Source organism: Halorubrum pallidum, from assembly GCF_055380345.1.
Window position 1 is genome coordinate 1,135,627 of record NZ_AP043945.1, and the last position, 25,239, is coordinate 1,160,865.

The following is a 25,239-nucleotide window of genomic DNA, read 5'->3' on the forward strand; positions in this document are numbered from 1 at the left end:
TCGCTCGACTATCGTTCGCTGATGGACGATGCCTCGCGAGCGCGTGACGCAGCCCGCGAAGCGCTCGCGGACGTCGAGCCCGACCAACTACGCGAGGCCCTCGAAAAACGGATTCTCGACGCCGCCGTGACGCCCGGAGTACTGGCGCTGATCACCGCCCGCGCGATCGATCCCGACATCGTTCTCGACGGTGTCCTCGATCGCGCGGCCGGCGTCCAACTCATCTACGAGGGACTCCGCCTCACTCGCGCGGTGGCGCACGAGGAGCCGTGGGTGACCGCGCCCACGCGGACCTCCGATATCGACGCCGACATGGACGTGCTCACCGCCGACGTGCTGGTCTCCCGCGGGTTTTCGCTTCTGGCGTGTACCGACGCCGCGGGTGCGGCCGTGGAAGTCGTGCGTGCGTTCGGCCGCGACCAGACGCTCCGCGATCGCGAGGAGACCGACCCGGCGACTGCGACCGCGCTCGATCGCAACTTAGAGGTCGACGCCCTCGAACTCGCCGTCGTCGCCGGGACCACCGCGGTCGGCGGCGACACTCCAGAGGAACTGCTGGCGTACGCTCGGGAACTGGCCGCCGACTACGACGGAGAGTTCCCGCCGCCGGGACGCGCGCTCCCCGAGACGACCGCCGACCGGATCGCCGACATCTCCGACCGTGCGGTGACCGTGACGGATCGGTGAGCGAGTGACGGCACGCCTCAGACGGACCCCGACCGGCGTCAGATCCGGGAAGGCGTCGCCGACGAATCGAAACCCCTAAAGTCGAATCCGGTCAACGAGTGATTGCGCGCCTGGGTAGCTTAGCGGTAAAGCGCGTCCTTGGTAAGGACGAGACCCCGAGTTCAAATCTCGGCCTAGGCTCTTCTCGCGCTACTGTTCTCCTAGAGACATCGACTTCAGACACAGATACCACGCCTCGCGAATCCGCGATACCGACGACACCGAAGGTACTTTTCGCTGCTACCAAATACCACGCGTAATGGTGAGCTATGAGGCGTTTGACCCGAACGTGGAGATAAACGGGCAGACGGTGGTGACGATCGTCAACGAGGCGATGGGGCGGTTCTCCGCCGCGTATCGGGAGCGGGCGCAGGAGGCGCTTGCCGAGGAGGGGATAACCGATCCGGCGGCCGACGAGTGGTATCCCCAGCAGACGTGGTTGAACGCGTTCGAAACGATCGTCGACGACTTACAGCCCCACGTTCTCGACCGGCTCGGCGAACAGCTCCCGGATGTCGCGGACTGGCCGAACGAGTACGAGACGGTTTGCGAGGGGCTACGGTCGATCGACGAGGCGTATCAGCGGAATCACCGCGGCGGAGAGATCGGTCACTACCAGTTCGAACAGATCGACGACAGAACGGGCGTCGTGACGTGTTACAACCCGTATCCCTGCCCGTTCGATCGGGGGCTCATTCGTGGCGTCGCCGAACGGTATGCACCCGTCAATGCCTTCGTGTTCATCGAGGAAACCGGAGACACTTGTCGCCGAGACGGCGACGATACGTGTGCGTACACCGTCTATTGGTAGTCACCGATCGTACGATTCGAGCGCCTCGCGGAGTTCCGAAGCGGTGAGATCCGACGTGAGCGCGACGATCTCTTCGAGATCCTCGTACGTCTCGGCTAGGTCCCGAATCCGGTCCGCCTCTACGCTGTCACGCTCCGCCAATTGAGAATCGGCACGCTGGAGCGTGCGCAGAGTGGTTTGGACCTCCCGCAGGATGTATTGTCGGAGGACGTCTTGAAGGATAATCCACACTTCGCGCTCGGCGGCAAACCGCACTCGGCGGCCACCGCCTTCTGAGGATCGACGGTAGACAAGCCCGATCCGGGTTAACGTTCGAGTGACGTTACTTATCGTAGATTTCGCGTATCCGGTCTCTTCCACGAGTTCTGCGATCGAGAGCGGTTCCGTAGAAAAGTACAACACACCGTAAATTCGACCGGCACTGCGGCTCAGACCGTACACCTCTGCGGACTGCTCCATCGATTCGATGACGCGCTCGCGTGCACCGACGGTGCCCTCCCCACTCATCTGTGTTAACTACCCATTTCGCGGTGGAGAGTGCTCTGTTGAATCATGTGTGCATCGTACAATCCGAAAGTATTAAACTGTTTGATTTGTTTGTTCGGCTTGTACCGAACAGACAGAACAAACTGCTCGGATTCACCCCACTCCAGATGGCAAGCGCCCTTCCACATCAGCCCCCGGTCGATCACGCCCCCGAAGAGGAGACAGACGTCGTCGTCGGCCAAGACAGTCGGACCGACGTGTTACAGGTTCTGTCTTCGCACACCGCACAGCGAATTCTGAAGACGCTCAAAGGGGATCCGAAGACCGCATCGGAGATCGCGGAGTATGTAGATCGCTCCGTCCAGAATGTCTCCTACCATTTGGATCGGCTCTGTGGGGCGGAACTAATCGAACCGACTGCGACGTGGTACTCCGAGAAAGGCCGAGAGATGACGGTGTACGCACTCACCGCGGAACGACTGGTAGTGCGATTCTGAGTTGAAGTCTACCCGGCATCGAGGCTCTCTACCTGACTGAAACGACTCTCTGACTCTCCGTCGGTTATTTACCACGCGTGCCGAGAGTGGAGATCGATGCCCTCCGAGCGAGCGTGGCTGTCCAGGCGACGGTTCATCGGTTCGGCGGCGGCCACTCTGAGCGCACCCGCACTCTCCGGCTGTGGCGGCAGCGGCAGCAGTTCGGGCTCTACATCGAGTGACGATCCAGACGCGGAGCCACCTGACGATGCCCTCCGTGCTCCACCACACGTCACGCTCCGCGGCTCGACGACGGAACCGAACATCGTGATGAGGGAGTCAACAGAGTCCGGGACCGGCGACTCCCCGAACGAGCGCGACGACTGGGCGCAGTACGTTCTCAGTGGCGACGACGACGCTGACGCGCTCACGTTTGCCGAGGTCGAGGGCGTCGACGAGGCCAGAGCGTTCCTCGATCAGACGGAGTTCGACTCGGAGACCGTCTACGTCGAACGACACCTCGTCGGTGAGTGCTACCGTCACCGACTCTGTTGGGTCCGGTGGACCCGCCGCGAGATCGAGACCGACTACGCGAGAGTCCTCCGTGACGTCGACGTGGCCTGCGAGGCCGACGCCCGCGTCGCCGTGACGAACCTGATTCGGCTCCCTGTCGCGCTCGACTCCGAACGGATCTCAAGCTACAGTTCGGGCGGCGGGAGCGGGGCCTGTCCCCGCCCCACCGAAGACGACCGACGGGAGGGAGACAGCTCATGACACGTCAAGAGCGCGGATCGCGCGTCACCCGTCGCGGGGTGATCGCGCTCTCGGGCGCAGGTGCGGTGGCGTCGCTCGCCGGCTGCTTGGGAAGCCGGTTCGGAACGAGCGATCGGACCATCGACGCCGACGCGCTCGCCGAGGTCGTGTCCGGTGACGCGCCGACCGTCCCGGAGACGCTCCCGGTCGACATTCGACCATCGTTCATCGACAGGCAGCGATCGATCGCGGAGTCAGACCTGTCTGCGGTCCCAGCCCCGTTCGACCGCGGGGAGGTCCCGAATGGGGTGATCCGGACCCGGCTGAACGACGCCTTCGAGTCGGCCACCGATTCGATCGACCGGATCGACGAAGCGGAGACGCCGTACACGCGTCTCACCCGAGCGAACACGGCCCGCAGCCGGGCTCATTACGTCTGGGCGGCGTGGCAGGCGATCACCGGAAGTCTGTCTCGAGAAGACCTCGACGGCGCGATCCCAGCCATCGAGGATGCGATAGCGGAGTTCACTGCACGGTGGTCGTACGTCGGCGACGATCCCGTCCGCGCGGTCGTCGTTCACCACGAAATCGAGACGGAGATCCGAGGTGCGCGAAACTGGATCACGTCGCGCGGCCGTCGACCACCACGGAACAGCGGCACCGCGCTCGCGGTTGCAGACCGCGCCGAAGATAACGAGCGGGCCCGAACGAACGTCGATGTCGCATCGTACGTCTTCGATCGCTTCGACCGTCTCGACGAACCCACGGACCAACGGTCACGATTCGAAGACGTCCGAGAGCGCCTCCGTGACCGACTGCGCGATCAGCGTGCGTCGCTTCCGACTCGGACCGTGGAGGATCCGACAACACTCATCGACCGAGACGTCGGAGAGACCGCGGGCGTGCGGGCGGTAGCCGATCTGGGATCCGAGGCCAGATACCGAACGACCGCCGCACTGGAACCCGACGACAGTCCGTCCCTCGCGAGAGACATCCACGGCGCGGCCAACGCCGTGGTGTACGCCCGAGCGTTTGACTCCCTCCGTGCCCGGATCGAGGGCGGAGATGACATCTCCGTCGAAAGCGCCGCCGACGTCGCCGCTCTTCGGACCGCGGCAATCGATGCCGTGGAAACTGCACGCGACACAGACCGGGGCACCCCGCTCGTTCGCGCGATGCTTCCGAGATACACCAGCGGGATGGCGCGGACCGACACCCGCCTCGAACGGCAGTCGGGGGACGTCAGTGTGCAGTCGATCGCGGTCGATGCGATCGAATACGTTGTCGCGGCCGCGATCTGTCGGGCGCTCGTGCCCGTGTGTGAGACCGCGGGAACCCTCCTTCTAGACTCCTGACATCCATGGGGAGATCAGCGACCGGTGGCTCTGTTGAACTCCTCCACAGATTCCCAAATTGGGTGTCTCGGGGTCGGTCGAAAGACTGGTTCTTCCGGGATGACCGGACGCTCTCGGTCTCGAACCACCTGACTCCGAGGCGGTTCACGCTAGATCCAGTATCTCTCGTGGGTTTTCGTAAACGACTCGACGGACGTCCTCGCGATCAACGCCGAGACGGAGCAGGTCGAGCATCGTCCGCTTCATCACGAACGGGTCGTTGTCCATCGCGCCGATGAGGTCCGTGTCGACAACGATCCGGTCGCTACCGTGTGCGTCGATCGCTGCAGCGATATCGCGAGCGTCAATTCCGCGGAGCCACGGTGCACTTACGCTGTACGCGAGATAACAGCCCGTGTTCTCCAACACAAAGTCCCGGACGCTCCGGCCGGCGTGATCGATCACGAGTTGCTCGTCGGGCAACCCAACTTCGTCGGCGAGCGCAAGGTCGATTTCGACGGCCTCCGTTTTCGGATCGTCCGAGGATAACAGAGGGTCCGTGAAATTGCGATTTCCCTCCTCGTAGCTCTGGACGTGTCGCGGGTCAACATCGCCTTTGCTCGATCCCGGCGTGTGGACGAGCACCGGAAGTCCCGTGTCACGTGCGACGCGAAACTGCTCGCGGACGACTTCCTTCTGACCCTCTAGCGGCCACGATGTGGTGTGTTGTGTCGACTCGATTCCCGTTTCTCCGATAGCGATCACTCGATCGTCTTCACAATACTCGGGGAGCACGGAGACGAGTTCGTCGGCGTTCTCGACTCGAGACCACGTGTGAATTCCGACGGCGACGTACTGATCGTAGAAGTGCCGGTGATCAAACGCGGCAGCCCGCCGAAGTGCGTCATCCCACAGAAACCGGACGTCATCGGAACTCACCGGACGATACGGTGCCCAATAGTACCCCGCCGCTATCGCGACCGCCGCTTGTCCGCCGCTCAGATCGAACTTCTCGCGGTCATTCCACGTCAACGACTGTGTGTGCTGGTGAATGTCGACCCACGGAATGTCGACCGGCTCTGGTGCCGCCCCTGCTTCCGGCGGGTCGCCTATCGGTCGTTTCGACGGTCCACTCATCGGTATTGCCACTCGGGACGCTCAACGCAACTGGGTTTGTCTCGCACACTCCGCTGACATATCGACGTTGCGTTGTGTCTGTTCTCATCGAGACGGATCGCAGGTGTCGATGAGTGTCGAGTCCTGCTCCGTGCTCCGTTCTCGATTCGGCCGAGTTGTTTTGTCATGTGTTAACACAAGTATCCCCGCCAACGGATTAATAGTTTGCTGAAAACAGCGTGTCGTATCTCTGAAAATTTGACAGTCTTGCTGAAGTCCACGACGGATCAGAAGTTAATAGGTAAATCCGACGACCGTATATCCCTCCATTAAGTTCACGTGTGCACAGACCGCCACAGCAGACGCTCAAATCTCGGAGTTCCTCGGTCTCAAGTGGAATCACACACAGACTCCAAACAAACTCCCAGAGTTCTTGTGGCGATCAACACCCTCCGGCACAAGAGATTTGTTGGGCTGTTCATTCCCTCGAGTATCGGTTCGATAGTCGTTGGAACGCGCGATCTCCGGAAACGAACCAGCCCCCGAGCCGAACTGCCGGCGCTACTCGTGTCGGTACTCCTTCTGGAACCCCTTGAACTCGGACCGGTGGGCCTCTTCGTCGCTGAGGATCTCGACCGCGAGATCCTCGGTCACCGGGTCGTCGACCTCCCTCGCGGCGTCGACCAGATCGTGGTAGGTCGAGATGGCGGCCTCCTCCGCGTCGAGCACCCCCTCGATGACCGCCAAGACGTCCGTCGAGTCTTCGGGCGGTTGGAGCGAGTCCTGTCTGGCGGTGAAGTCCTTCGACGATGGCGGGCGTGCGCCCAACTGCTTGAGGCGCTGTCCCAGCTTGTTCGAGTGGGCGAGTTCCGCCTGAATGTCCTCCTGCAGGCTCTCCTTGATCTCCTCGGCTCGGACGCCTTCGAGGATGATCGCGTTCGTCTGGTAGTTCATCACGGTCTCGATCTCGTCCTCGTAGCTCCGCCGCAGTAGCTCGACGGTACGGTCTGAAGACATAGCACCCGAAGGTCTCCCGGAGACCGCATAGTTATGATCGGTCTATGTACGTCTCCCGTCGAGTAACTCACCGTTATTTAATTTGCGCCGATGCGTTTCCCGGATTATGTACTTCGCGACCCGGACCGTGGGTTCGATCGGCCCCCGAAAGGCGATCGCCCCGCCTGCGGTGCGTGGCGGGGGCGCCCTCCGCGCGATGACCGCCGCGTCGACCGACCGTTGCGCGTACGGGATCGTTCCGGGACGGTCGGCTAACCTCCCGGTCGGGAGATGATGGTACCGCTCGCGGCGCCGACGGCGTCGCTCCAACGGGCCCTCGAACCGGACCCCGGCCCGGAGGAACTGAGCGTCCTCTGGCCGCTCCTCGTTCAACTCGGCTGGTTCCTCCTCGGACTCTCGGCGGTCGTCCTGATCGGACGGCTGCTCGTCCAACCGGTTCTCACGCGCGCGGTCCGGCGACGGAACCGCAACAATCCGACGCTCCAAGCCGCAGTCGTCCTCTACTTCCGTCTCTTCGTGGTGGTGGTTGGCGCGCTGGTCGGGGTAGCGGTCGCCGGCTACGGCGCGTTCCTCGACGACTCCGCGCTGGTCATCAGCGCGGTCGCGCTGGCAGTCGGGATCGCCGCACGCGAGGTGATCGGCTCGCTCGTCAGCGGGATCGCGTTAGTCCTCGATCCCGAGTTCAACGTCGGCGACCACATCCGATGGAGCAACGGGGAGGGCGTCGTCCAGTCGATCGCGTTTCGGTTCACCCGCGTCGAGACGAACGACGGCGAGCTCGTCACCATCCCGAACACGATACTGACCGCTCACGAGATCGTCAGACCGTACGGGCGCGGGAACCTCCGGATCGTCCAAGAGCTGGGCGTCGACTACGCGGACGACCTCGACGAGGCGTTGGCCCGACTCACCGATGTCGCCCGTGAGACGGACGGGATCCTCGCCGATCCGCCCCCCAGCGCGTACGTCGACGAACTCGGCGACGACGCGGTTTCGATCCGCGTCCGCTACTGGGTCGCCGATCCGACCCGCCGCGACGTCTTCGCGGTGCGGTCGGCGTACGCCAAGGCCGCCAAGGACCGTCTCGAAGCCGGCGGGATCACGGTCAGCCCGGCCGCCGAACACGAACTCACCGGCCGGATCGCCCTCGACGACGCGTCTCTACGTGACTGAGACGGTGACTCCCGAGGTGTGGCGGGCCGCCGCAGCGCGTCGGATCCCGTCTCACGCGCCACCGATTCTGTCGTGTTCCGCGAAGACGGCACAGACCCAACGACGACGATTCCTCGGTCACCGGCCGTGCGGAACCACTCGAACCTCCGCACGCCGGGTAAGCACGGGCACACTCACGGAGCGGCACTCGGGACGGCGGTCGGCGAAACGGCGCCGCTCCGGACGACAGACCCGACGTAATCCGCCGGTACGAAAAATAAGACGACGCTATTCGGTCGTGTGCGGCGGGGTTCGGGCGTCGATTCTCACCGGTTCGACAACTTGCGGACCGGAACACTGTACGGTGTTCTTACTAAAGTCCTCCCGCGGACAGCGCAGAGACATGGAGACCGTCGTCGATGCCACCGTCCCGTTGGATCAGTTCGTGCTCGAAGAGGCCATCGAGCGGGTTCCGGACGTCGAGTTGGAGTTCGTCCAGTCCGCTGTCCACAGTTCCGCGTGTCCCATGCCGTTCCTGTGGGCGTCGACGAACCACCCGGACCGACTCGAAACGGCTCTGGAGGACGACCCCTCTACGGAGCGCGTGAGACACCTTTCCCGTGACGACGACCGCGACCTGTACTCGGTCGACTGGACGGCGGGCGCGACCGGCCTCATCGACGGGTTCTCCGAGGCGGACGGCTCGGTTCTCGACGTCCGCGGCACCGCCGACCACTGGCTGTTCCGGATTCTGTTCCCCGACCGCTCGATGGCGTCCGAGACGTTCCAGACGTGGTGCGACGCCGGGACCGACGTCTCGCTCTCCCGCGTCGGTAGCCTCTCCTGTCGAGCGGGCGACACGGGGGGGCTGTCGGCGACGCAGCACACCACCATCGCGCAGGCGTTTCAGACGGACTACTACGACGTCCCGCGGGGCACGACGCTGGAGGAACTGGCGGCGGAGTTCGAGGTGTCACACCAGGCCGTCTCCGAACGCCTCCGACGGGGTCACTCCCACCTCGTCGAGCGGATGCTTTCGGAGTCGACGGTCGGGTCTGAAGGCCGCCCGTGAGGGTCGTTCCGCGCCCCCTCCGGAGCGGTAGCGCATGAGTTTCCCGTACGCGCGCTCGGCGGAACGCGCCACCCGGATCGTCCGGGGCGTCGTCCGAGAGGCCCGAACGAAGAACGTCGCATTCATGGCCGGGAGCATCGCGTACTCGGCGTTCGTCTCGCTGCTTCCGCTCGTGTTGCTGCTGGTGATCGCGGCGTCCGTGGTCGGCGGGGAATCGCTGGCGGGCCGCGTCCGGAGTGCCACGGGGAGCTACCTGTCGCCGACCGGCCAGTCCCTGTTGGCCGACAGCATCAGTCAGGCCGGGAGTCAGACGGGGCTTTCGGTCCTCGGGATCGTGGTCCTTCTTTGGGGCGTGTTTCGGGTCCTGCGCGCGCTCGACACGGCCTTCTCAGCGATCTACGACACCCAGCGGCGGAACGACCTCCCCAACCAGTTCAAGGACGGGGCCGTCGTCCTGGTGGCTCTCGGGGCCGCGTTTCTGGCGGTGCTCGCCGCGGCGACGATCCTCCCGTTCGTCCCGAATATCCCGTTTCCGGGGCTGGTACGGAGCGCGTCGCTGATTCTCGCGCTCTCGGTCGTGTTCCTCCCCGTCTTCTACGTGTTCCCCGACGCGGACCTGTCTCTGCGGATGGCTCTCCCCGGTGCCGTGGTCGCGGCCATCGGCTGGGCGCTTCTCAATGCCGGCTTCGGCGTCTACGTCGCGTACTCGTCGACACAGGACCTGTACGGCGTCATCGGCGGCGTCATCCTCCTCATCACGTTCCTCTACTTCGGCGCGCTCGTGATCTTGATCGGGGCCGCGACGAACGTCGTCCTCATGGGCCGCCGCGCCCCGGCCTCCGCCGAGACGGCGAAGGTTCAGTGAGACTTCAAACGACTGCGAGAGAGTCCAAGATCAGTTATCAAAAACCGTGAGGAGGTACGCGCCGATGAGCGCCCGCAGGGCGCGAGTATCGAGGAACCAACGGTTCCCCTGAGTGGCGCTACGCGCCACGGGCCGCCGGATGAAAGACGGCAACGAGTCCGGGGGCGGAGCTGGAATTACGAATGCCATACTCGGATACGACCTCTATAACAATTCGCCAGCGGCCCGTCGGAGAGCCTGAGATGGAACGAAAGAAGGGTCACAGCCGAGCGGTGACAGACGGTGTCGAAACTGGATTCACGAACGCCGAACGCGCGCCGACGAACCGTCCCCCGGTCGATGTTCTATGACTGCGTCTCAACCCACGAACGACCTCATCGCGACTCTCGATGCCGGAGACGTCGCACTCGGTGTACTCGACAATACGTACAGTCCGACGCTCGTGGAGTTCTACGGTGAACTCGGCGTCGATTTCGTCTGGTTGGACTTCGAACACGGCGGGCCGGATCCGTGGGACGGGAGTCGGGTGGAAGACCTGCTCCGTGCGGGCGAACGGACGGACGTGGAGTTGCTCGTACGGCTCCCAGATACGGATCCGACGCTCGTCCGGAAAGCGCTGGACCTCGGCGCGAGAAACGTGTTCCTTCCGCGCGTGGAAACCGCCGAAGAGGTCCGAGACGCGGTTCGATCTGCGCGGTTTCGTTACGAGGGCGACCCCGGTGACCGGGGGCTGGCGTCGCCGCGGGCCAGTCGCTGGGGGCTCTCTGACGACTACATCGCCGCCGAAGACCGGGAAACCCTCGTCGGCGTGACTATCGAGACCGAGGCGTCCGTCGAGAACTTGGATGAAATTCTCGCCGTCCCAGAGCTGGGATTCGTCTTTATCGGTCCGTTCGACCTCTCGGTGTCACTCGGCCACCCGGGCGAAGTCGATCATCCGCGGGTACAGGAAGCCGTCAAGACGGTTCGATCGAAGGCCGCCGATGCGGACGTCCCCATCGCGGGTCTCGGATTCGGGATGGACGACGTCAACGAGAAAGCGGCGAACGGCTACCAGATGCTGAACCTCGGGAGCACGACCGCGGCGCTCGAAGGGGCCGTCACCGACTGGCTCGACGCCTACGAACCGAACGACACGTGAGACAGTCGGTCGCTACGGGTGCGTCTCGATCGATCACGGGAGTACGCGGCGGAATCGACTGAGCGGTTGAGTATACGCTGAATCACCGTGTCACTGTCGGCTACTTACGAATGAACGGTGACTCTGCCGAGAAAACACCTCACGCCTCTTCAACCTCGCCGCTCACGGATACTAAATATCGGAGACGGGATCCGCGCGCTGACACGCTCGATCACTCGACGGGGACTTCGACGAGTGACATCTCGTCGTCCGCGGCGCTTTCGAGCGCCGTGCGAAGTTCCGCCGTCGAGGCCGGCCGATAGCTCTCGATCCCGAAGCTGTCGGCGAACGCGACGAAGTCGGGATTCGTCAGCCCGGTCCCGAACGAGTCGCCGGTGTGTGCGACCTGTTTCTCCGAGATGAGTCCGTAGTCGTCGTCGGTGAAAAGCAGGATAGTGAACGAACAGTCCATCCGCGTCGCCGTCTCGATCTCGGCGGCGTTCATCAGGAACCCGCCGTCACCCGTCGCCGCGACGACGTTCGCGTCGACCGCGAGGTCGGCTGCTACCCCGCCCGGGACCGCGATCCCCATCGAGGCGAACCCGTTCGAGACGATACAGGTGTTCGGCTCGTAGGTCGGGAAGTTCGCCGCGATGGCCATCTTGTGGCTGCCGACGTCCGAGACGAGCACGTCTTCAGGCGCCATCGCCTCCCGCAGCACCGGCAGTACCGACCGGACGGTGAACGGCGGGTCGGCGGGCGGCTCGCGGTCGACGTCCGCGACGATCCGATCGCGGTACTCCCCGTACCAGTCGGCGTCGAACGACGGGCCCTCTTCGCGGCACCAGTCGAGGAGGGATCCGAGCGTCCGCTCGATGTCCGCGACGACCTCGACGTCGGGATCGTACGCCTCATACACCTCCGCGGGCTCGCTGTCGACGTGGACGAGCGGGGTTCCGTCGCCGCGCCAGGCGGCGGGATCGTGCTCCGCGATGTCGTAGCCGACGGTGACGACGAGGTCGGCCGTCGCGATCGCCCGGATCGGATCGTCGTTCGACCCCGAATCGATCGTCATCAGCGACCGCTCGTCGGCGTCGGAGACTGCTCCCTTCCCCATGTACGTGGACACGACGGGGACCTCGGTGGCGTCGACGAACTCCCTGAGTCGCGTCGCCGCGTGAGTGCGGACGGCACCGTTCCCGGCGACGAGTATCGGTCGTTGCGCCTCCCGGAACTCCGCCTTCACTCGGTCGAGAGCGTCGGGGTCGGGGGCAGCGAACGCCACCCGTCTCCCGGGGTCTATCGGCCGCGTTTCGGTCGCTTCCGCGGCGACGTCCTCGGGAAGTTCGAGGTGCGTGGCGCCGGGCTTCTCGTACTGCGCGATCTTGAACGCCTTCCTGACCGACTCGTGGACGATGTCCGGACTGTCGAGCTGGGTGTTCCACTTGGTCACGGGGTCGAACGTCCGGAGGACGTCGATCGCCTGATGGCTCTCCTGATGGAGCCGCTCTAGCCCGCCCTGTGCGGTGATCGCGACGAGCGGACTCTTGTCGAGGTGGGCGTCTGCGACCCCGGTCAGGAGGTTCGTCGCGCCGGGACCGAGCGTGGCGAGGCAGACCCCCGCGTCCCCCGTGAGCCGCCCGTGGACGTCCGCCATGAACGCCGCGGCCTGTTCGTGGCGGACGGGGACGAACTCGACCGACGAGTCGCGCAAGGAGAACAGCAGGTCCTCCATCTCCTCGCCGGGGAGTCCGTAGACGCGCTCGATTCCCTCCCGTTCGAGACAGGCGACGAGCAGGTCCGAGACCTTCATCACTCCACCCACACCGTCTTGCGGTTGACGAACTCGCGGATTCCGGCACCGGCCAGTTCGCGGCCGTACCCCGAGTCGTTGACCCCGCCGAACGGGACCCGCGGATCGGACTTGACGAGCTGATTGACGTACACGCAGCCCGCGTCGATCCGGCCGGCGACCCGTTCGCCCCGGTCGCGGTCCTCGGTCCAGACGCTCGCCCCTAAGCCGAACTCGGTGTCATTCGCGAGCGCGACTGCGCTCGCCTCGTCGGCGATCTCGTACACCGCCGCGACGGGACCGAACGTCTCCTCGCTGTCGACCGGGCACCCCGCGGGCACGTCCGTCAGTACCGTCGGCGGATAGAACGCTCCCTCGCGGTCGAGCGGCTCGCCGCCGGTGACGACCGTCGCGCCCGCGTCGACGCTGGCCGTGACTTGGTCGTGGAGGTCGGCCAGCAGTTCCGGCCGCGCCTGCGGGCCGAGGTCGGTCCCGTCGGCCGTCGGGTCCCCGACGACGAGCGACTCGACCTCGTCGGTAAAGCGGCGGAGAAACTCGTCGTAGACGTCGGCGTGAACGACGAACCGCTTGGCCGCGATACAGGACTGACCGCCGTTCTGGTTGCGCGCCCACGCGCCCGTCTCGGCCGCGGCGGAGACGTCGGCGTCGTCGAGAACGACGAAGGGGTCGCTCCCGCCGAGTTCGAGGACCGTCTTCTTGAGGCGGTCGCCGGCGGCCGCCGCGACCGCCCGACCCGCCGGACCGCTTCCGGTCACCGTCGCCGCCCGGACGCGGTCGTCGGCGAGGACGGAGTCGACGCGGTCGGAGGGGATCAGAAGCGACTGGAAGGCACCCTCGGGGAACCCCGCGTCGCGGAACACCGACTCGATGGCGAGCGCGCATCCCGGCACGTTCGAGGCGTGTTTGAGGAGTCCGACGTTGCCGGCGGCGAGGGAGGGCGCGGCGAACCGGAACACCTGCCAGAACGGGAAGTTCCAAGGCATCACCGCCAACACCGGTCCGAGTGGCTCGTAGACCGTCTTCGCGGACGTTCCCGCCGGGCTGGGGTGGTGGTCGGCACCGAGGTAGGCGCTCGCGTGCTCGGCGTAGTGGTCGCAGCCGCGCGCGCACTTCTCGACTTCTGCGACCGCCTGATCGATCGGCTTCCCCATCTCCCGAGTCATCGTCTCGGCGTACTCGCGCTCGTTCTCTCGGAGGACGTCGGCCGCGGACTCCAACAGGCGTTCCCGGTCGCAAAGCGGCCGTCCTCGCCAGCTCTCGAAGGCGACGCTCGCTCGTTCGAGGGCGTCGTCGACCTCGTGTTTCGTGTGTTCCTCGTAGGAACCGAGCCGCTCGCCGGTCGCGGGGTTGACAGCATCCATAATTCCGATATGAGAAATCGACCTATAGTTAGGTGTCTGCTATCCTCCCCCCGCTCCAGACGGACGGCTCTGCGGACTCGTCGGCAGGGTTCGATGGGCCGGTCGTCGGCCGCCGGTACCGCTGGGATGGGGGTGTCACTGTCCAGTCTCCCGGCGGGCCGATACCGTCAGTCCTCTTCGACCGCGACCAGCGCCTCCTCGGGGGCGTCACACTCCGGACACGAGTCCGGCATTCCGCCCTCCAGATCGCCCATCTCGCCGCACTCCGAACAGCGCCACATCAGGTACCCCTCGCCGAACTCCTGTCCCGGAATGGTCTCCGCGTCGTCCCCGCCGGTCGAGCCGCTTTCCGTGATCGAGACCTCGAACCCGTCGGGGGTGTACCCGCTGACCTGGCCGAGGACCCGTCCGTCCTCGTCGTACACCGACTCACCCGGATCGATAGGCTCGTCGTTGGGGACCGATCCCGACGACGGCTCCGCCGCGTCCTCGCTCATGTCCGCCACCTCCGGGGAAGCCGCTCAGCGTGGGGCACAGAGCGGGTCATCGTTCAGCCCTCTGACTCGAGGGGACCACGCCCTGTTCGATCAGTTCGGTTCCCCCGAGACCCGCCTCTCCGTTCCGCCGAACCCTCCGGTAGAGTCGGGTGAACACGGAGACGACCACGCCAAGCCCCGGTACCCACCTCGACGCGACGGCCGCACCGAGAAGGAGGAATCCCGTCCGGGTATCCCGGCGGGCGAACGCCGCGGCGGCGTCTATCAGGGTCGAGACGATTCCCAGTCTCTGCAACGTCTTTCCACCGCGTATCGACCTCATCACGAGTGACCTACGGGACCGGTACGGAACTGGCTCCGGCTTGCGCCCGCAAGCGTTTTTCGTCGGATTCGCTCCGTGGGGGATGGGGTGTGAGACCGTTGGCCCGGGCCGGGTCGTCGCCGCGACTGCGTTCGTCGCCGCGACCACGGGTGTCACCGCACCCGCCTCGCCTGAGTTGCACGCCGTCGGTCGCTCAGGTCGACGAGGGTCGACCACCGACGTACAGGAACAGTCCGACGTTGACGAGGACACCGGCGACGAGGAGTCCCCAATTAACGACGGGGTTGTTGTACCAGACGAGGTCGACGCCGATCGACCCGTGATAGAGCGGCCAGAGCGGTTCGATGGAGTCGGCGATGTCCGGCGCGGAGAGCATGTCCGCGAAGACGTGAGCGAGCCCGGGGACCCAGACGGCGAGAAAGCCGAACCGGACGCTGTGGGCCGCCGCGTCAGGGGACAGCCAGTCCGTGTTACCGGCGAGCGGCTCGACGACCTTCCCGACGACGGGACCGATGACCGCGGCGAGGAGCGTCACCGCGAGGACGGTGTGAAACACTCCGTGGTGTTTGATGGTCGGAACGAGTCCCTCCAAGACGAGGTCGATGTCCGGCAACATCCCGAATGGAACGCCAGTCACGACGAACGTCCCCGCCGTTTTCCGATGATCGAGGAGGAACCACGCGGGCGCGAGCCAGAGCAGCGCCATCCCCAAGTGGCCGGTCACGTCTACCATCCGAGCGGCCCCCGGGGCGCGACCGATCCGCGTCTCGTCGAGCATGACGCGGAACGGAGGTCGACGGACGCCGGCGCGATTCCGTCCCAATTCGTGGGTCGACGGTCGGTCACCGTTTCGCCCCTTCGTCGACGATCCGGGTGTCCCCGGCGGTGGCCACTCCTGTCGGCATCTCGATCGCTACGACGGTGCTCATCATTGCGTACGGACGACGACCAGTCGGGTAACGATGTTGCCTGCGTGTGCGTGGAGAGGTGGAGACCGACGGACTGGCGGCGTCGGTGTGGGAACGAGATCGCGGCGGCAGGGCGGCGTCGCCGCGGCGTTCACTGCTGTACGGAGAAGGGACCCGCACCGGCGGTCCGTTGGGCGACCGTCGAGAGCCGAAGCATGAACGAGGTCAACACGAGGAACGGGGCCAACGCGACCGTGAACACGGTCGCGACGAAGCTCATCAGCGGCGGGAACCCGAACACCCACACTTCGGGCAGGAGCTGCGCGTTGATCGCGAGGATGGCCGACGCGGTGACGAGGATCGACGGCAGCGAGATGACGAGGAGCGTCCGCGACAGCTGGGACACCTCCTGGGTGTAGTAGATCGTCTTGAAATACTCCTTGCCGGTGGCGAACAGCCGGAACGCCCGAACGAGGTCGTCGAGCCGCTCCTCGAACGCGTCGGAGAGATCGCCCTCGTAGGAGCGACGCAATGTCGTCGAGCGCTCCATGTACACCCCGTAGTCCGCCTCCAACCCGAGCCAGAGGACACCGAAATCTGCGCCGGAGGCGGAGTCGCCCTGGTCTCCCAGCGGCTCGACGGTTCGGACCACCTCCTCGACGTACTCTTGGACCTCTCGGTTCAGCTCCTCGTCGTTTCCCGTCGCGACCGCTTCGAGGGCGGTCGCGCGGTCGTGAATGACCGACGCCATCAGGCCGAGAAACGCGGCCGGGTCCGTGGGGCTCTCGCCACTCTCGGTCAGCCGACCGATGTCCCGTCGGAACTCCACCACGCCCCGAACGCGGTCCTCCTGCGCCTCCACCGAGGTGATGTCGTGGGAGAGGACGATCGAGTTGATCGACACCACGATCGACACGAGCAGGATGATGCCGCTCAAAAGCGAGCTCAGGATCGTCTGGACCGCGGGCGTCTCCGTGAGGACCTGCTGCATCTCGAAGGTCCAGATCCACCCGACCGCCATGAGCGCCGAGAACATGAACGTCACCAGCGCGCCGGTGACCGCGAGCCGGTTGGCCTCCAACAGGACCCACCGGATCACGTAGAAGCGACCGTTCCGCCGCGGGACCGGGAACCAGTCGCGGAGCCCCCAGTAGCGGTCGGTGACGCTCATAACCGCTCCGTCACGAACCCGGTGACGACCAGACTCACGAGGAACCCAATCGCGTCGACGACCGCCATGAGAGGTGGCCGGCCCTGAGGGAAATAAGACCGAGGCTTGCGAACGCAACACCCTTTTCGTGACTTTCTCTCGCGGGCTCAGCGTTCGTCTGCATTCGGGTCGCGATCGGATTCGGGATCAGAGTCGGACTCGGATTCAGGACCGGGATCAGAGTCGGACTCGGAATCAGGCCTAGATTCGGACTTCGGCTCGGATTCGGGATCGGATTCGGACTCCGGCTCGGAACCGCCGCGCTGGAACTCGTCCTCCTCAGCGTGCGCGTCTTTCAGGTCCGTCCCGACGTCCTCCGCGACCGTCGCCTCGGGACGGATCGTCTCCCCGCTGAGCAGTTCGGGGAGCACGATCCGGATCGCTTCGAGGACGAGCACGAACAGGATCGGCATGAGGAAGATGCCGTACCAACCGAACAGGATCGGTCCGATCAGGTAGGCGAAAAGCAGCAGGATCGGACTGATCCGTCGCCCGGAGAGGTACGGCTGGAGGAACGACTGCGGCAGGATGTCCAAGAGGAGCACGTAGGCCACGAACACGACCCCGACGAACACGAGGCTCCCTTCGCCCTGATCGCTGCTGACGGCCTGAAACCCGAGCGACGCGACGATGGGTATGTAGACGATCTTGCCGACGACGACGGGGATCAGACTCGCGATCCCGGTCAGGAACCCGGCCACGAGCACCATCGGCACCTGGAGTCCGGGCGGGGCCACGAGGTTCGTCGCCGCGTACGCCGCTGTCGCCAGGATCGACGAGGCGGCGACGAACAGCAGGTTGCCGAAAAACACCGACTCCAGATCGGTGTCGACCGCGATCGCGTAGGTGTACGCGATCGAGTCGCGTCCCCCGATTAGCTCGACCACACCCTCTGAGACGTCGTCGTCGTTGGCGAGTAGGAAGTACGCCAGTGTCGTGGAGAGACCGAGCAGGAACAGCCCACCCACGACGCCTTGAAGTGCGGTCACGGCAGTCCCCAAGTTAGCCCAGAGCGATCCGCCGGCGTCGAGGACCGACGTGGGGTTCGACAGCAGCGTCACCAACTGCTCGCGCTGTTCCGCCGAGAGCGCGTCGATGCCGGTGATTCGGGCGATGAGCGTCCCGACGACGTTTCCGTCCCCGAACTGACTCCGGACGGCTTGGAACAGCCGGAGACCGACGACGGCGAAGAGCAGCAGGATCGGCACGATGACGGACAGCGCCGTCAGCGTCGCCGCGAGCTGTCGCGAGCCGGTCACCGACCGGAGGTGAACGCAGATCGGTCGAGTGGCGTAGTAGCCGAACAGCCCCAATACGACGAGTCCCATGAAGGAGCCGACGACGTACGCGACCACCGCGCCGAGGAAGAGAATGAACGCCCACCAAGCGGCTCGGCTCCGGGTCGGGAGTCGGCCTTCGAGTCCGCTCGTGGTTCGGTCCATCTCACTGCCCCCGTGACGGGTGCCGCGCCGGCGAGACGGACTCCGGGTTCGGTCTGGTCGCCGTCCCGGAGATGTCCGGAAACGCGGGTGACCGCTCCGCGCCGTCACCCCGGACCGCCGCCCGTACCGAGGCCAGTCCGTTCCGGTGCCGACTGTCGAGCCAGGCGGCCACTCGGCGGCGGTCGTCGTCCAGATAGATCGTACCGCGGGGTGACACATCAACCATATTAGATAATAACGCGCCACACTTATTGAATGTTGCGCGAAATCGTCCTATAGTGGTTCTGTCGGCCGAATATGGGCAGTAACTGAATACCTTGCGAGAGCAAGCCGATAGTATTGACATCTACGTTATGTCTTTCGCGATGTGAGCACTTTCGCGACGGCGAGCCCACTCGATGTCGAGCCGCTCGGTGGCCGCGATCACATATATCCCCGGCAGGGGCAAGCAGAACGGTTAGGCTCCGAAGCGCCGTGTATCCGATAGCCATCCGAGACGACGTACGCGCTGACGGAGGACGACGAGGGCACGAACCCCGTGAACGCCGACGGCGAACCGATCGGTCGCGTCACCAGTGTGGGAACAAGGGAAAGCACACGTCGATCCCGACCCGGGGCTGGCGGACACGCTCCGATCCGAACTGGGGCGACGCCGGCGAAACCGACTACCGGCTCGACGCCTCCAGCATCGGGACCGACACCGAGATCCACCTGAGCAGATACCTCCCCACCGACTCGCTCGTCCGCCCCTCGTCGAATCCGCGTCCTCAGTGCGAAATCCACCTCGTTACCATGAAAACAACAGAAAACGGCCGTTCAGCGGTACCAGATCAGATGAACGTTCGTCCGATAGAGTCGGCCGATCGAGAACAACTCAGGGCGGTCGCGCGCGATTCGCTACAGTCGTCCTACTCTCTCAGTCCGGACCAGATCGAAACGATACTCGAAGAGGAGTTCGACGACGGGGCGCTGACCGATCTGCTCGACGACCCGGATACGATAGTGCTCGTCGCCGAGGTGACGGCCGACGGGACGGAAACGGTCCGCGGGTTCGTCACCGTCGAACTCGGAACGAGAGCGACGATCCGGTGGCTCCACGTGGACCCGGCGGTGCGCGGCGAGGGGGTCGCCACGGCGCTGCTCGGTCGCGTTCGCGAACGGTTCGCCGACAGGCCGATCGCGGCGAGTATCCTCGACGAGGCCGTCGAAGGCGGCGAGTTCCTCAAAGGGTTCGGCCTCAAACAGAGCGATCACGACCGGATACGGGTCGGCGGTGAAGAGTTCGGGGTCACCGTGTTTACGGGCGGTCAATCGACGGAGAACCCGGCCGAACCGACCGTCACGGTTCCGACGTCCGTCACCGTCGACGGAGTCGACCGATCCGTCGACCGTGACGACAGCATTCCCGGCAGCGAGGCCCCGTTCTTCACCGTGTACTGTGCCGACGACGAGGCGGACGCGTACGGGTACTTCTGTTCGCAGTGCGGCAGTACGAACGTCTCCACCGACGGCCTCGACAGGCTCGAATGCGGGGAGTGCGGCAACACACACTTGGCCGACGAGTGGGACGACGCGTACCTCTGACGCGAGCCGACGATGGGCGACGCTCCATCGGCGTTCTCTCGACCGTTCGGTGTCGACCGGAACTGCTCCGGGCGATGTCGTGGCCGGGGCCGATTCGGATGCTTTCCGGGTGAATTCCACGTTGATGAGTGTGAGTCGCAACCGTGGCCGCCATCGGCTTCGGCGACTTGACCCCGCAAGTGCCAGCACAGCGGGTAAATGGTTTCCGCGCGGCTTCCGAGACGATGACCGACGAGAACGAGGACAGCCGCGAGCAGGGCGTTGAGTTCGGTTCGCTCGCGGACGAACTCGAAGACGAGGAGTACCCGATCGACAAGGCGGCGCTACTGGAGCGGTACGGCGACCGCGAACTCGAGCTGGAAGGCAACACGACGACGCTCCGAACGGTGTTAGAGTCCCAAGGCGAGACCACCTACGAGTCCGCCGACGACGTGCGCCGGAGCGTCATCGGGATGGTCAGCGATGAGGCGATCGGTCGACAGAACTACTCGGACCGCGGCGGCAGCACGGAGAGCGAGGAGGGAACCGAGGAGTCGGTGTAGGCGGGCGGGCGGCCGCTTCGACTCTCGCCCCACGAGACGCTCACCGCCAGAGGCCGGACCGCGGGTTCGATTTCAGGCCCTTGCGCTCGCATGCCGCCCGACTATGCTCGCCCGGCGCGTCCCTCCGACGAGTCATGTTCACGCGCCTCCGCACGCACGACACCGCGTTCGTCCCCGCACGTCACGCGTCTAAGGTCCCTGCCGTCGAGTACTCGCCGCTAAGAGGAGCGTTCCGCCGCACCGCCGCACCCGTACGACATGGATCCTGAACTTCGTACCGAGAGTTCCGTCTACGAGAAAACCGCCTGGGAACGCGTGCGAGCGTGGGTGCTCATCGAGGGGAGTAGACCCGTCGTCGCGGGCGGTATCACCCTCGGCATCGTCGGGATCGTCGGCGCGCTGATCTGGGGCGATATCTTGGCCGTGGGACCCGACAGCTCCGTCGACTCGCTCTTTTCGAGCGGGCTCACCGCCGGTGTCGTCACGCTCATCACGGTCACTCTCTCGATAAACCAGCTCGTCATCTCACGGGTGTTCGGAACGGTAAACTCGCTGACGGACCGCCTCGACGGCGCTCGTGAACTCCACGAGGACGTCGCGTCCCTCGCGGAACAGCCGTCAAGTCCGAACGACCCGGCCGCGTTCCTCTCGCTCATCGCCCGGACGCTGCGTGATCGGGCTGAAACCCTCCGCTCGATGGGCGACTCCGGCGAGTGGGATCCGCCGAACGAGGTGACGGACGCCGTTCGCGACATCGAGGCGTACGGGGAGGACATCGATTCGCACCTCGAAGACAACACGCAGGTCAACTACGTCCTCAACGTCCTCTTGGGAACCGAATACGCGGTGAACCTCCGCGCCGTCCAACACGTCAGGAACGGATACGTCGAGTCGGCTCCGGAAGCCGTTCAGACAGAGATTCGAGCGGTCGAGGAGCTTCTCGAATCCATCGCCGTCGTCCGTCAGTTCTACAAGACGATAGCCCTCCAGCAGGATTTCGCGGAGCTCTCGCGGATGATCGTCTACACCGGACTGATAGCGTTCGTGACGACGATCGCAGTGACGCTCGTCTACCGGGAAAGCGCCGTCACGGTTCCGCCCTCGTTGCTCCCCGCCGTCGTCACTCTCGGTCTGGGCATCGTCACCACGCCGCTGACGCTTTTCGTGTCGTACATCCTCAGGGCGGCGACGGTCGCCCGGCGGACCGTCTCGGTCGGTCCGTTCGTCCCGCCGTAGCACCGAGACACGGTGCTCGCGGTCTCGCACCGAGACACAATCTCCGGAGAGAGCCGTATCCGACACGGATCGCCGATCGTCGCTCAAGGGCGGACGGACCTCCGGCGAGCGCGTCGGGTACTCGCCCCGTTTATATCGCTCGCGTCCGTGGTGAGCGTATGCGAAACGTGGACGCCGCGGGGCTCGGGATCGGCGACGACCACCCGCCGCGGATCATGGGCGTGCTCAACGTCTCCGCCGAGTCGCCGTACGACCCGAGCGTGTACGACGACCCGGGCGAGGCGGCCGAGTACGTCGACGAGGAACTGATCGGTGAAGGCGCGGACATCGTCGACGTGGGACTCGAATCGGCGAACAAGGACCTTGAGGTGCTCTCGGCCGCTCAGGAACTGGAGCGGCTCGACACCGCGGTCGAGACGCTGGAATCGACCGGCGGCGACGCCGTCTGGTCGATCGAGACCCGCAACCACGAGGTCGCCGACGAAGCGCTCTCGCGCGGCTTCGACATGGTCAACGACATCTGCGGGTTCGCCGACCCGGAGATGCCCCGCGTCTGTCGCGAGCACGACGCCGCCGTCTCGAAGATGGCCTCGCCGCCCGACCTGGAGCGGCCGGGCGCGATCGAGGACGTCGATGATATATACGAGGCGCTCTCGCGAAACGGGTTCACCGACAAGACGATCCTCGATCCCGCCTTCGGCGGCTGGTCCGAGGCGAAGACCCACGCCGACGACCGCGAGACGTTCCACAGGCTGCGGGAGTTCCGCGGCTACGGCCGCCCGCTGCTCGTCTCGATCAACCGCAAGAGCTTCCTCAAGACGATCGCCGGGCGGACGACCGAAGAGGCGCTCCCTGTCTCGCTCGCGGCCACCTCGATGGCGGTCGAACGCGGCGCACACGTTATCCGCACCCACGACGTGGCCGAGACGCGCGACGCGGCGCTCGTCGGCGCGGAGTTCACCCGAGATCGAGTCGACACCGGCCCGGCCGAGACACGGGGAGACGACACGGTCACCGTCGAGGAGCTGGACGTGACGACGGTCCGCGAGGCCGAACGCCACCTCGACCGGCTCGACGCCGACCGCTCCGTCGCCGGCGACGCCGTCGTCCGCACCTACGAACTCGGCGGGCTGACCGACGAGATGATCGGCGCACTCCGGGCCGCGACGACCGTCCAGTCCACGGCGTCCGACACGCCCGGCGCGTCCGCCGTCGGAACCGGGTCCCTCGCCGCCGAGGCCACCGGAGCGGCGTTCGCGGTCGCGGGAGTCGACCCCGAGGCGACGATCCCGCCGTCGGCGGCCGACGGCGGAAGCCCGGATGACCGACGCCCGGTCGACCGATCGGACGCCGATCGCGGGTCACCTCCGCGTGCCGGTATCCTCGTCGGAACGCCAGCCGCGACCGCTGGGGTTAAAACGGCCGTATCCGGCGTCTCAAACGCTCTCGACGCCGCACTCGAATCGATCGATGCGGCCTCAAGGTAAGAGAAAGTTTATGCCATCGTGCAGACAACCCATCCAGTGGACGCCGGAGGGGCACGCGGGTAGGGGTACTCTGTGCTACTCCGGTCCATACCATATTCGAACCCGCGAGCGGCAGCGCTGCGCGTCGCAATCGGAGACGACACGTTGCCCGGCCACCGGCGGGTCCGTTCGTCTCGCGCCCGGGGTGAGTGGGCGGTGAACTTCGAGGCGTTCGAGCCGGCCTACGAGGCGATCCTCGCGGACTTCGGCTTCGGCCGCGAGGCCGACGAGCGCGCCCGCGACGTCGCCGCGGCGCGTTCGACGCCGTTCCCGCTCGACAGGCTCGGAGACTGGCGAGGCGAGACCGTCGCCGTCGCCGGCGCGGCACCCCGTCTCACGGACGACGTCGCCCTCGCGCGCGACGCCGACGTCGTCGTCGCCGCCTCCGCCGCCGCCGACGTCCTCGCGGACCGCGGCGTGGCCGTCGACTGCATGGTGACCGACCTCGACAAGAATCCGGAGACTGCGGCGAGACTGACCCGTGAGGGCGTTCCGGTCGCGGCGCACGCACACGGAGACAACGTTCCCGCGGTCCGCGAGTGGCTCCCGCGCTTCGAGTCGTCGTGGACGCTGGCGACGACGCAGGCCGCTCCGGTCGGTCCCGTTCGAAACTTCGGCGGATTCACGGACGGTGACCGCGCCGCGTTCCTCGCGGACCACGTCGGAGCCGGTCGGCTCGTCTTCCCCGGTTGGGACTTCGACGACCCGGGCGTGGGACCGATGAAGGCGCGAAAGCTCGAGTGGGCCGCGCGGCTGTTGCGCTGGCTCGAACGGCGACGCGGGGAGCGGTTCGGGGTCCTCGACGGCCGGGACCGCGACGAGCTGGACGCGGCGCTCGACGGAGTCGTTCGGTAGCGCTACCCGACGGGACGCTCTCCCGGCGGTAGGATCACGCTACCCGGTCTTTCGGCAGCAGCTCGTCGCGGTCTCGCGCGTCGAGCCACTCGGTCAGCTGGACGAGCTGGTCGGCCGCAGCCTCGAACAGCCGTTCGGCCTTCTCGGGCGTCACGTCTGTCGGGTCGCCGAAGGCACCGTTCGCCGAGTTGTCGATCGAGTCGTAGAACGTCCGAGCACCGTGGACCATCGTCTCGGCCCCCTCCAGGTCGACGAGCCCGTCGTCGCGGGCGTTCTCGAACTGGTCGTCGCGGACGAGTTCGGGCGCGAGGTGCGTGATCATCGCGGTTTCCTTCGGGCCGGCGTGGGGTCCGTTGTGCTCGAACAGGTCGTCGACGAGCTCCGGGATCGACTCGTCCCACATCCACTCGATCGCGTACGCCGTTCCGTCTTCGTGGAGTCGGCGGCCGACCTCGCGGAGGTGCTGTACGTTGCCGCCGTGGGCGTTCACGTAGACGACGCGGTCGATCCCGTGGTAGGTGAGGTGGCGGGTGAAGCTCTCGACGTAGTCGCGGAACTCCGGCGCGTCGACCCACATGGTGCCGGGGAACTGGCGGTGATGGGGGCTGACGCCGACGGTGATCGTCGGCGTGCGGACGACTCCGGTCTCCTCGGCGGCGGCGGAGGCGAGCCCCTCGGCGATCAGGTGGTCGGTCGCGAGCGGGAGGTGCGGTCCGTGCTGTTCGGTCGATCCGAGCGGGACGAGGGCGACGGACTCCTCCGACAGCGCCTCGCGCAGGTCCGGCCACGTCTGGTCGGCGACGTACATATCGACGGGTCGCGGTCGGGACGTATCAAACCGCCGCCTTCGGCGGGACGAACCGGAACTGACGAACAGAGCCGACGACGCGAGGGGCCGGAACCGGCGGGGCGACGGCGGGCCGAGTCCTCGTCAGTCATCTCCTGTCCTCGTCCGTCGTCTCGTGTATTCGTCCGTCGTTCCGTGTCGTCACCCTTTTTGTGCCGTCCAGCCGAA

At 65.7% G+C, this 25,239-nt stretch carries 26 protein-coding genes and 1 tRNA gene; 15 read left to right on the forward strand and 12 right to left on the reverse strand.

Going from position 1 to position 25,239, the window contains the following annotated elements:
- The first annotated feature begins 21 nt into the window (after positions 1-21).
- The 3 genes from ACZ45C_RS07450 (at position 22) to ACZ45C_RS07460 (ending at position 1,537) form a co-directional block, all read left to right on the forward strand.
- A complete protein-coding gene (locus tag ACZ45C_RS07450) occupies positions 22-687 on the forward strand; it encodes a DUF7114 family protein (RefSeq protein WP_460560538.1) in 666 nt (221 codons plus the stop codon).
- Between the two features lie 108 nt (positions 688-795).
- A tRNA-Thr gene (locus ACZ45C_RS07455) sits at positions 796-867 on the forward strand.
- Between the two features lie 118 nt (positions 868-985).
- Positions 986-1,537, forward strand: coding sequence for a hypothetical protein (locus ACZ45C_RS07460; protein WP_460560540.1), 552 nt, complete (start codon positions 986-988; stop codon positions 1,535-1,537).
- Here ACZ45C_RS07460 and ACZ45C_RS07465 read toward each other — a convergent pair whose 3' ends face one another.
- A complete protein-coding gene (locus ACZ45C_RS07465) occupies positions 1,538-2,044 on the reverse strand; it encodes a GbsR/MarR family transcriptional regulator (protein ID WP_460560542.1) in 507 nt (168 codons plus the stop codon).
- A 146-nt stretch (positions 2,045-2,190) separates the two neighbouring features.
- Here ACZ45C_RS07465 and ACZ45C_RS07470 point away from each other — a divergent pair, with 146 nt between their 5' ends.
- The 3 genes from ACZ45C_RS07470 (at position 2,191) to ACZ45C_RS07480 (ending at position 4,607) form a co-directional block, all read left to right on the forward strand.
- Entirely contained in the window at positions 2,191-2,520 is a 330-nt protein-coding gene (locus ACZ45C_RS07470) for an ArsR/SmtB family transcription factor (protein WP_460560544.1), read from the forward strand.
- 96 nt (positions 2,521-2,616) lie between these two features.
- Positions 2,617-3,273 (forward strand): hypothetical protein, encoded by a 657-nt coding sequence (locus ACZ45C_RS07475; protein ID WP_460560546.1) that lies wholly within the window; start codon positions 2,617-2,619, stop codon positions 3,271-3,273.
- On the forward strand, positions 3,270-4,607 hold the full coding sequence (locus ACZ45C_RS07480; RefSeq protein WP_460560548.1) for a hypothetical protein: 1,338 nt from the start codon (positions 3,270-3,272) through the stop codon (positions 4,605-4,607). Before ACZ45C_RS07475 ends, ACZ45C_RS07480 begins: the two co-directional genes overlap by 4 nt.
- Before the next feature lie 144 nt (positions 4,608-4,751).
- Here the strand turns inward: ACZ45C_RS07480 and ACZ45C_RS07485 are convergent, their stop codons facing one another.
- Together ACZ45C_RS07485 and ACZ45C_RS07490 are read right to left on the reverse strand one after the other, a co-directional pair.
- Positions 4,752-5,723, reverse strand: a complete 972-nt coding sequence (locus ACZ45C_RS07485; RefSeq protein WP_460560550.1) for a TatD family hydrolase — start codon at positions 5,721-5,723, stop codon at positions 4,752-4,754.
- Positions 5,724-6,263: 540 nt separating this feature from the next.
- The gene (locus ACZ45C_RS07490) at positions 6,264-6,719 is read right to left on the reverse strand and encodes a ferritin-like domain-containing protein (RefSeq protein WP_460560552.1); all 456 of its coding nucleotides are present in this window, start codon (positions 6,717-6,719) and stop codon (positions 6,264-6,266) included.
- Positions 6,720-6,992: 273 nt separating this feature from the next.
- Between ACZ45C_RS07490 and ACZ45C_RS07495 the strand changes: the two genes are divergently transcribed.
- The 4 genes from ACZ45C_RS07495 to ACZ45C_RS07510 all read left to right on the forward strand — a co-directional run bounded on the left by ACZ45C_RS07495 (position 6,993) and on the right by ACZ45C_RS07510 (position 10,949).
- Positions 6,993-7,892 (forward strand): mechanosensitive ion channel family protein, encoded by a 900-nt coding sequence (locus ACZ45C_RS07495; protein WP_460560554.1) that lies wholly within the window; start codon positions 6,993-6,995, stop codon positions 7,890-7,892.
- 382 nt (positions 7,893-8,274) lie between these two features.
- A complete protein-coding gene (locus tag ACZ45C_RS07500) occupies positions 8,275-8,943 on the forward strand; it encodes a helix-turn-helix domain-containing protein (RefSeq protein ID WP_460560556.1) in 669 nt (222 codons plus the stop codon).
- Between the two features lie 34 nt (positions 8,944-8,977).
- The gene (locus ACZ45C_RS07505; RefSeq protein WP_460560558.1) at positions 8,978-9,808 is read left to right on the forward strand and encodes a YihY/virulence factor BrkB family protein; all 831 of its coding nucleotides are present in this window, start codon (positions 8,978-8,980) and stop codon (positions 9,806-9,808) included.
- 346 nt (positions 9,809-10,154) lie between these two features.
- Positions 10,155-10,949, forward strand: a complete 795-nt coding sequence (locus ACZ45C_RS07510; protein WP_460560560.1) for an HpcH/HpaI aldolase family protein — start codon at positions 10,155-10,157, stop codon at positions 10,947-10,949.
- A gap of 211 nt (positions 10,950-11,160) precedes the next feature.
- Here the strand turns inward: ACZ45C_RS07510 and ACZ45C_RS07515 are convergent, their stop codons facing one another.
- From ACZ45C_RS07515 to ACZ45C_RS07550, 8 genes are all read right to left on the reverse strand, one after another.
- The gene (locus ACZ45C_RS07515; RefSeq protein ID WP_460560562.1) at positions 11,161-12,741 is read right to left on the reverse strand and encodes an acetolactate synthase large subunit; all 1,581 of its coding nucleotides are present in this window, start codon (positions 12,739-12,741) and stop codon (positions 11,161-11,163) included.
- Positions 12,741-14,102, reverse strand: coding sequence for an NAD-dependent succinate-semialdehyde dehydrogenase (locus ACZ45C_RS07520; protein WP_460560564.1), 1,362 nt, complete (start codon positions 14,100-14,102; stop codon positions 12,741-12,743). The genes ACZ45C_RS07515 and ACZ45C_RS07520 overlap by 1 nt, the downstream gene beginning before the upstream one ends.
- Positions 14,103-14,269: 167 nt before the next feature.
- On the reverse strand, positions 14,270-14,599 hold the full coding sequence (locus ACZ45C_RS07525; RefSeq protein WP_460560566.1) for a DUF7130 family rubredoxin-like protein: 330 nt from the start codon (positions 14,597-14,599) through the stop codon (positions 14,270-14,272).
- Between the two features lie 46 nt (positions 14,600-14,645).
- Complete coding sequence (locus ACZ45C_RS07530) at positions 14,646-14,921, reverse strand: hypothetical protein (RefSeq protein ID WP_460560567.1); 276 nt, start codon at positions 14,919-14,921, stop codon at positions 14,646-14,648.
- Between the two features lie 193 nt (positions 14,922-15,114).
- On the reverse strand, positions 15,115-15,699 hold the full coding sequence (locus tag ACZ45C_RS07535) for a metal-dependent hydrolase (RefSeq protein WP_460560569.1): 585 nt from the start codon (positions 15,697-15,699) through the stop codon (positions 15,115-15,117).
- A 281-nt stretch (positions 15,700-15,980) separates the two neighbouring features.
- Positions 15,981-17,000 carry a DUF7972 family membrane protein gene (locus tag ACZ45C_RS07540; protein WP_460560571.1) on the reverse strand — a complete coding sequence of 340 codons (1,020 nt, stop codon included), beginning with the start codon at positions 16,998-17,000 and terminating at the stop codon, positions 15,981-15,983.
- A 146-nt stretch (positions 17,001-17,146) separates the two neighbouring features.
- Positions 17,147-18,481: an AI-2E family transporter gene (locus ACZ45C_RS07545; RefSeq protein WP_460560573.1), complete on the reverse strand. Its 1,335-nt coding sequence runs from the start codon at positions 18,479-18,481 to the stop codon at positions 17,147-17,149.
- Position 18,482: 1 nt separating this feature from the next.
- Positions 18,483-18,707, reverse strand: coding sequence for a hypothetical protein (locus ACZ45C_RS07550; RefSeq protein WP_460560575.1), 225 nt, complete (start codon positions 18,705-18,707; stop codon positions 18,483-18,485).
- A 608-nt stretch (positions 18,708-19,315) separates the two neighbouring features.
- Between ACZ45C_RS07550 and ACZ45C_RS07555 the strand changes: the two genes are divergently transcribed.
- From ACZ45C_RS07555 to ACZ45C_RS07575, 5 genes are all read left to right on the forward strand, one after another.
- A complete protein-coding gene (locus tag ACZ45C_RS07555) occupies positions 19,316-20,065 on the forward strand; it encodes a GNAT family N-acetyltransferase (RefSeq protein WP_460560577.1) in 750 nt (249 codons plus the stop codon).
- 224 nt (positions 20,066-20,289) lie between these two features.
- Positions 20,290-20,607, forward strand: a complete 318-nt coding sequence (locus ACZ45C_RS07560) for a DUF5789 family protein (RefSeq protein ID WP_460560579.1) — start codon at positions 20,290-20,292, stop codon at positions 20,605-20,607.
- Between the two features lie 258 nt (positions 20,608-20,865).
- Positions 20,866-21,843, forward strand: coding sequence for a hypothetical protein (locus ACZ45C_RS07565; RefSeq protein ID WP_460560581.1), 978 nt, complete (start codon positions 20,866-20,868; stop codon positions 21,841-21,843).
- 158 nt (positions 21,844-22,001) lie between these two features.
- Entirely contained in the window at positions 22,002-23,330 is a 1,329-nt protein-coding gene (locus tag ACZ45C_RS07570; protein WP_460560583.1) for a dihydropteroate synthase, read from the forward strand.
- 195 nt (positions 23,331-23,525) lie between these two features.
- A complete protein-coding gene (locus tag ACZ45C_RS07575) occupies positions 23,526-24,224 on the forward strand; it encodes a 6-hydroxymethylpterin diphosphokinase MptE-like protein (protein WP_460560585.1) in 699 nt (232 codons plus the stop codon).
- 34 nt (positions 24,225-24,258) lie between these two features.
- Here the strand turns inward: ACZ45C_RS07575 and ACZ45C_RS07580 are convergent, their stop codons facing one another.
- A complete protein-coding gene (locus tag ACZ45C_RS07580) occupies positions 24,259-25,032 on the reverse strand; it encodes a creatininase family protein (RefSeq protein ID WP_460560587.1) in 774 nt (257 codons plus the stop codon).
- Between the last annotated feature and the right edge of the window lie 207 nt (positions 25,033-25,239).

Coding starts and splice junctions, on each gene's coding strand:
- ACZ45C_RS07450 (WP_460560538.1), top strand. CDS start 22: ATGGACGATGCCTCGCGAGCGCGTGACGCAGCCCGCGAAGCGCTCGCG.
- ACZ45C_RS07460 (WP_460560540.1), top strand. CDS start 986: ATGGTGAGCTATGAGGCGTTTGACCCGAACGTGGAGATAAACGGGCAG.
- ACZ45C_RS07465 (WP_460560542.1), bottom strand. CDS start 2,044: ATGAGTGGGGAGGGCACCGTCGGTGCACGCGAGCGCGTCATCGAATCG.
- ACZ45C_RS07470 (WP_460560544.1), top strand. CDS start 2,191: ATGGCAAGCGCCCTTCCACATCAGCCCCCGGTCGATCACGCCCCCGAA.
- ACZ45C_RS07475 (WP_460560546.1), top strand. CDS start 2,617: ATGCCCTCCGAGCGAGCGTGGCTGTCCAGGCGACGGTTCATCGGTTCG.
- ACZ45C_RS07480 (WP_460560548.1), top strand. CDS start 3,270: ATGACACGTCAAGAGCGCGGATCGCGCGTCACCCGTCGCGGGGTGATC.
- ACZ45C_RS07485 (WP_460560550.1), bottom strand. CDS start 5,723: ATGAGTGGACCGTCGAAACGACCGATAGGCGACCCGCCGGAAGCAGGG.
- ACZ45C_RS07490 (WP_460560552.1), bottom strand. CDS start 6,719: ATGTCTTCAGACCGTACCGTCGAGCTACTGCGGCGGAGCTACGAGGAC.
- ACZ45C_RS07495 (WP_460560554.1), top strand. CDS start 6,993: ATGGTACCGCTCGCGGCGCCGACGGCGTCGCTCCAACGGGCCCTCGAA.
- ACZ45C_RS07500 (WP_460560556.1), top strand. CDS start 8,275: ATGGAGACCGTCGTCGATGCCACCGTCCCGTTGGATCAGTTCGTGCTC.
- ACZ45C_RS07505 (WP_460560558.1), top strand. CDS start 8,978: ATGAGTTTCCCGTACGCGCGCTCGGCGGAACGCGCCACCCGGATCGTC.
- ACZ45C_RS07510 (WP_460560560.1), top strand. CDS start 10,155: ATGACTGCGTCTCAACCCACGAACGACCTCATCGCGACTCTCGATGCC.
- ACZ45C_RS07515 (WP_460560562.1), bottom strand. CDS start 12,741: ATGAAGGTCTCGGACCTGCTCGTCGCCTGTCTCGAACGGGAGGGAATC.
- ACZ45C_RS07520 (WP_460560564.1), bottom strand. CDS start 14,102: ATGGATGCTGTCAACCCCGCGACCGGCGAGCGGCTCGGTTCCTACGAG.
- ACZ45C_RS07525 (WP_460560566.1), bottom strand. CDS start 14,599: ATGAGCGAGGACGCGGCGGAGCCGTCGTCGGGATCGGTCCCCAACGAC.
- ACZ45C_RS07530 (WP_460560567.1), bottom strand. CDS start 14,921: ATGAGGTCGATACGCGGTGGAAAGACGTTGCAGAGACTGGGAATCGTC.
- ACZ45C_RS07535 (WP_460560569.1), bottom strand. CDS start 15,699: ATGCTCGACGAGACGCGGATCGGTCGCGCCCCGGGGGCCGCTCGGATG.
- ACZ45C_RS07540 (WP_460560571.1), bottom strand. CDS start 17,000: ATGAGCGTCACCGACCGCTACTGGGGGCTCCGCGACTGGTTCCCGGTC.
- ACZ45C_RS07545 (WP_460560573.1), bottom strand. CDS start 18,481: ATGGACCGAACCACGAGCGGACTCGAAGGCCGACTCCCGACCCGGAGC.
- ACZ45C_RS07550 (WP_460560575.1), bottom strand. CDS start 18,707: ATGGTTGATGTGTCACCCCGCGGTACGATCTATCTGGACGACGACCGC.
- ACZ45C_RS07555 (WP_460560577.1), top strand. CDS start 19,316: ATGAACGTTCGTCCGATAGAGTCGGCCGATCGAGAACAACTCAGGGCG.
- ACZ45C_RS07560 (WP_460560579.1), top strand. CDS start 20,290: ATGACCGACGAGAACGAGGACAGCCGCGAGCAGGGCGTTGAGTTCGGT.
- ACZ45C_RS07565 (WP_460560581.1), top strand. CDS start 20,866: ATGGATCCTGAACTTCGTACCGAGAGTTCCGTCTACGAGAAAACCGCC.
- ACZ45C_RS07570 (WP_460560583.1), top strand. CDS start 22,002: ATGCGAAACGTGGACGCCGCGGGGCTCGGGATCGGCGACGACCACCCG.
- ACZ45C_RS07580 (WP_460560587.1), bottom strand. CDS start 25,032: ATGTACGTCGCCGACCAGACGTGGCCGGACCTGCGCGAGGCGCTGTCG.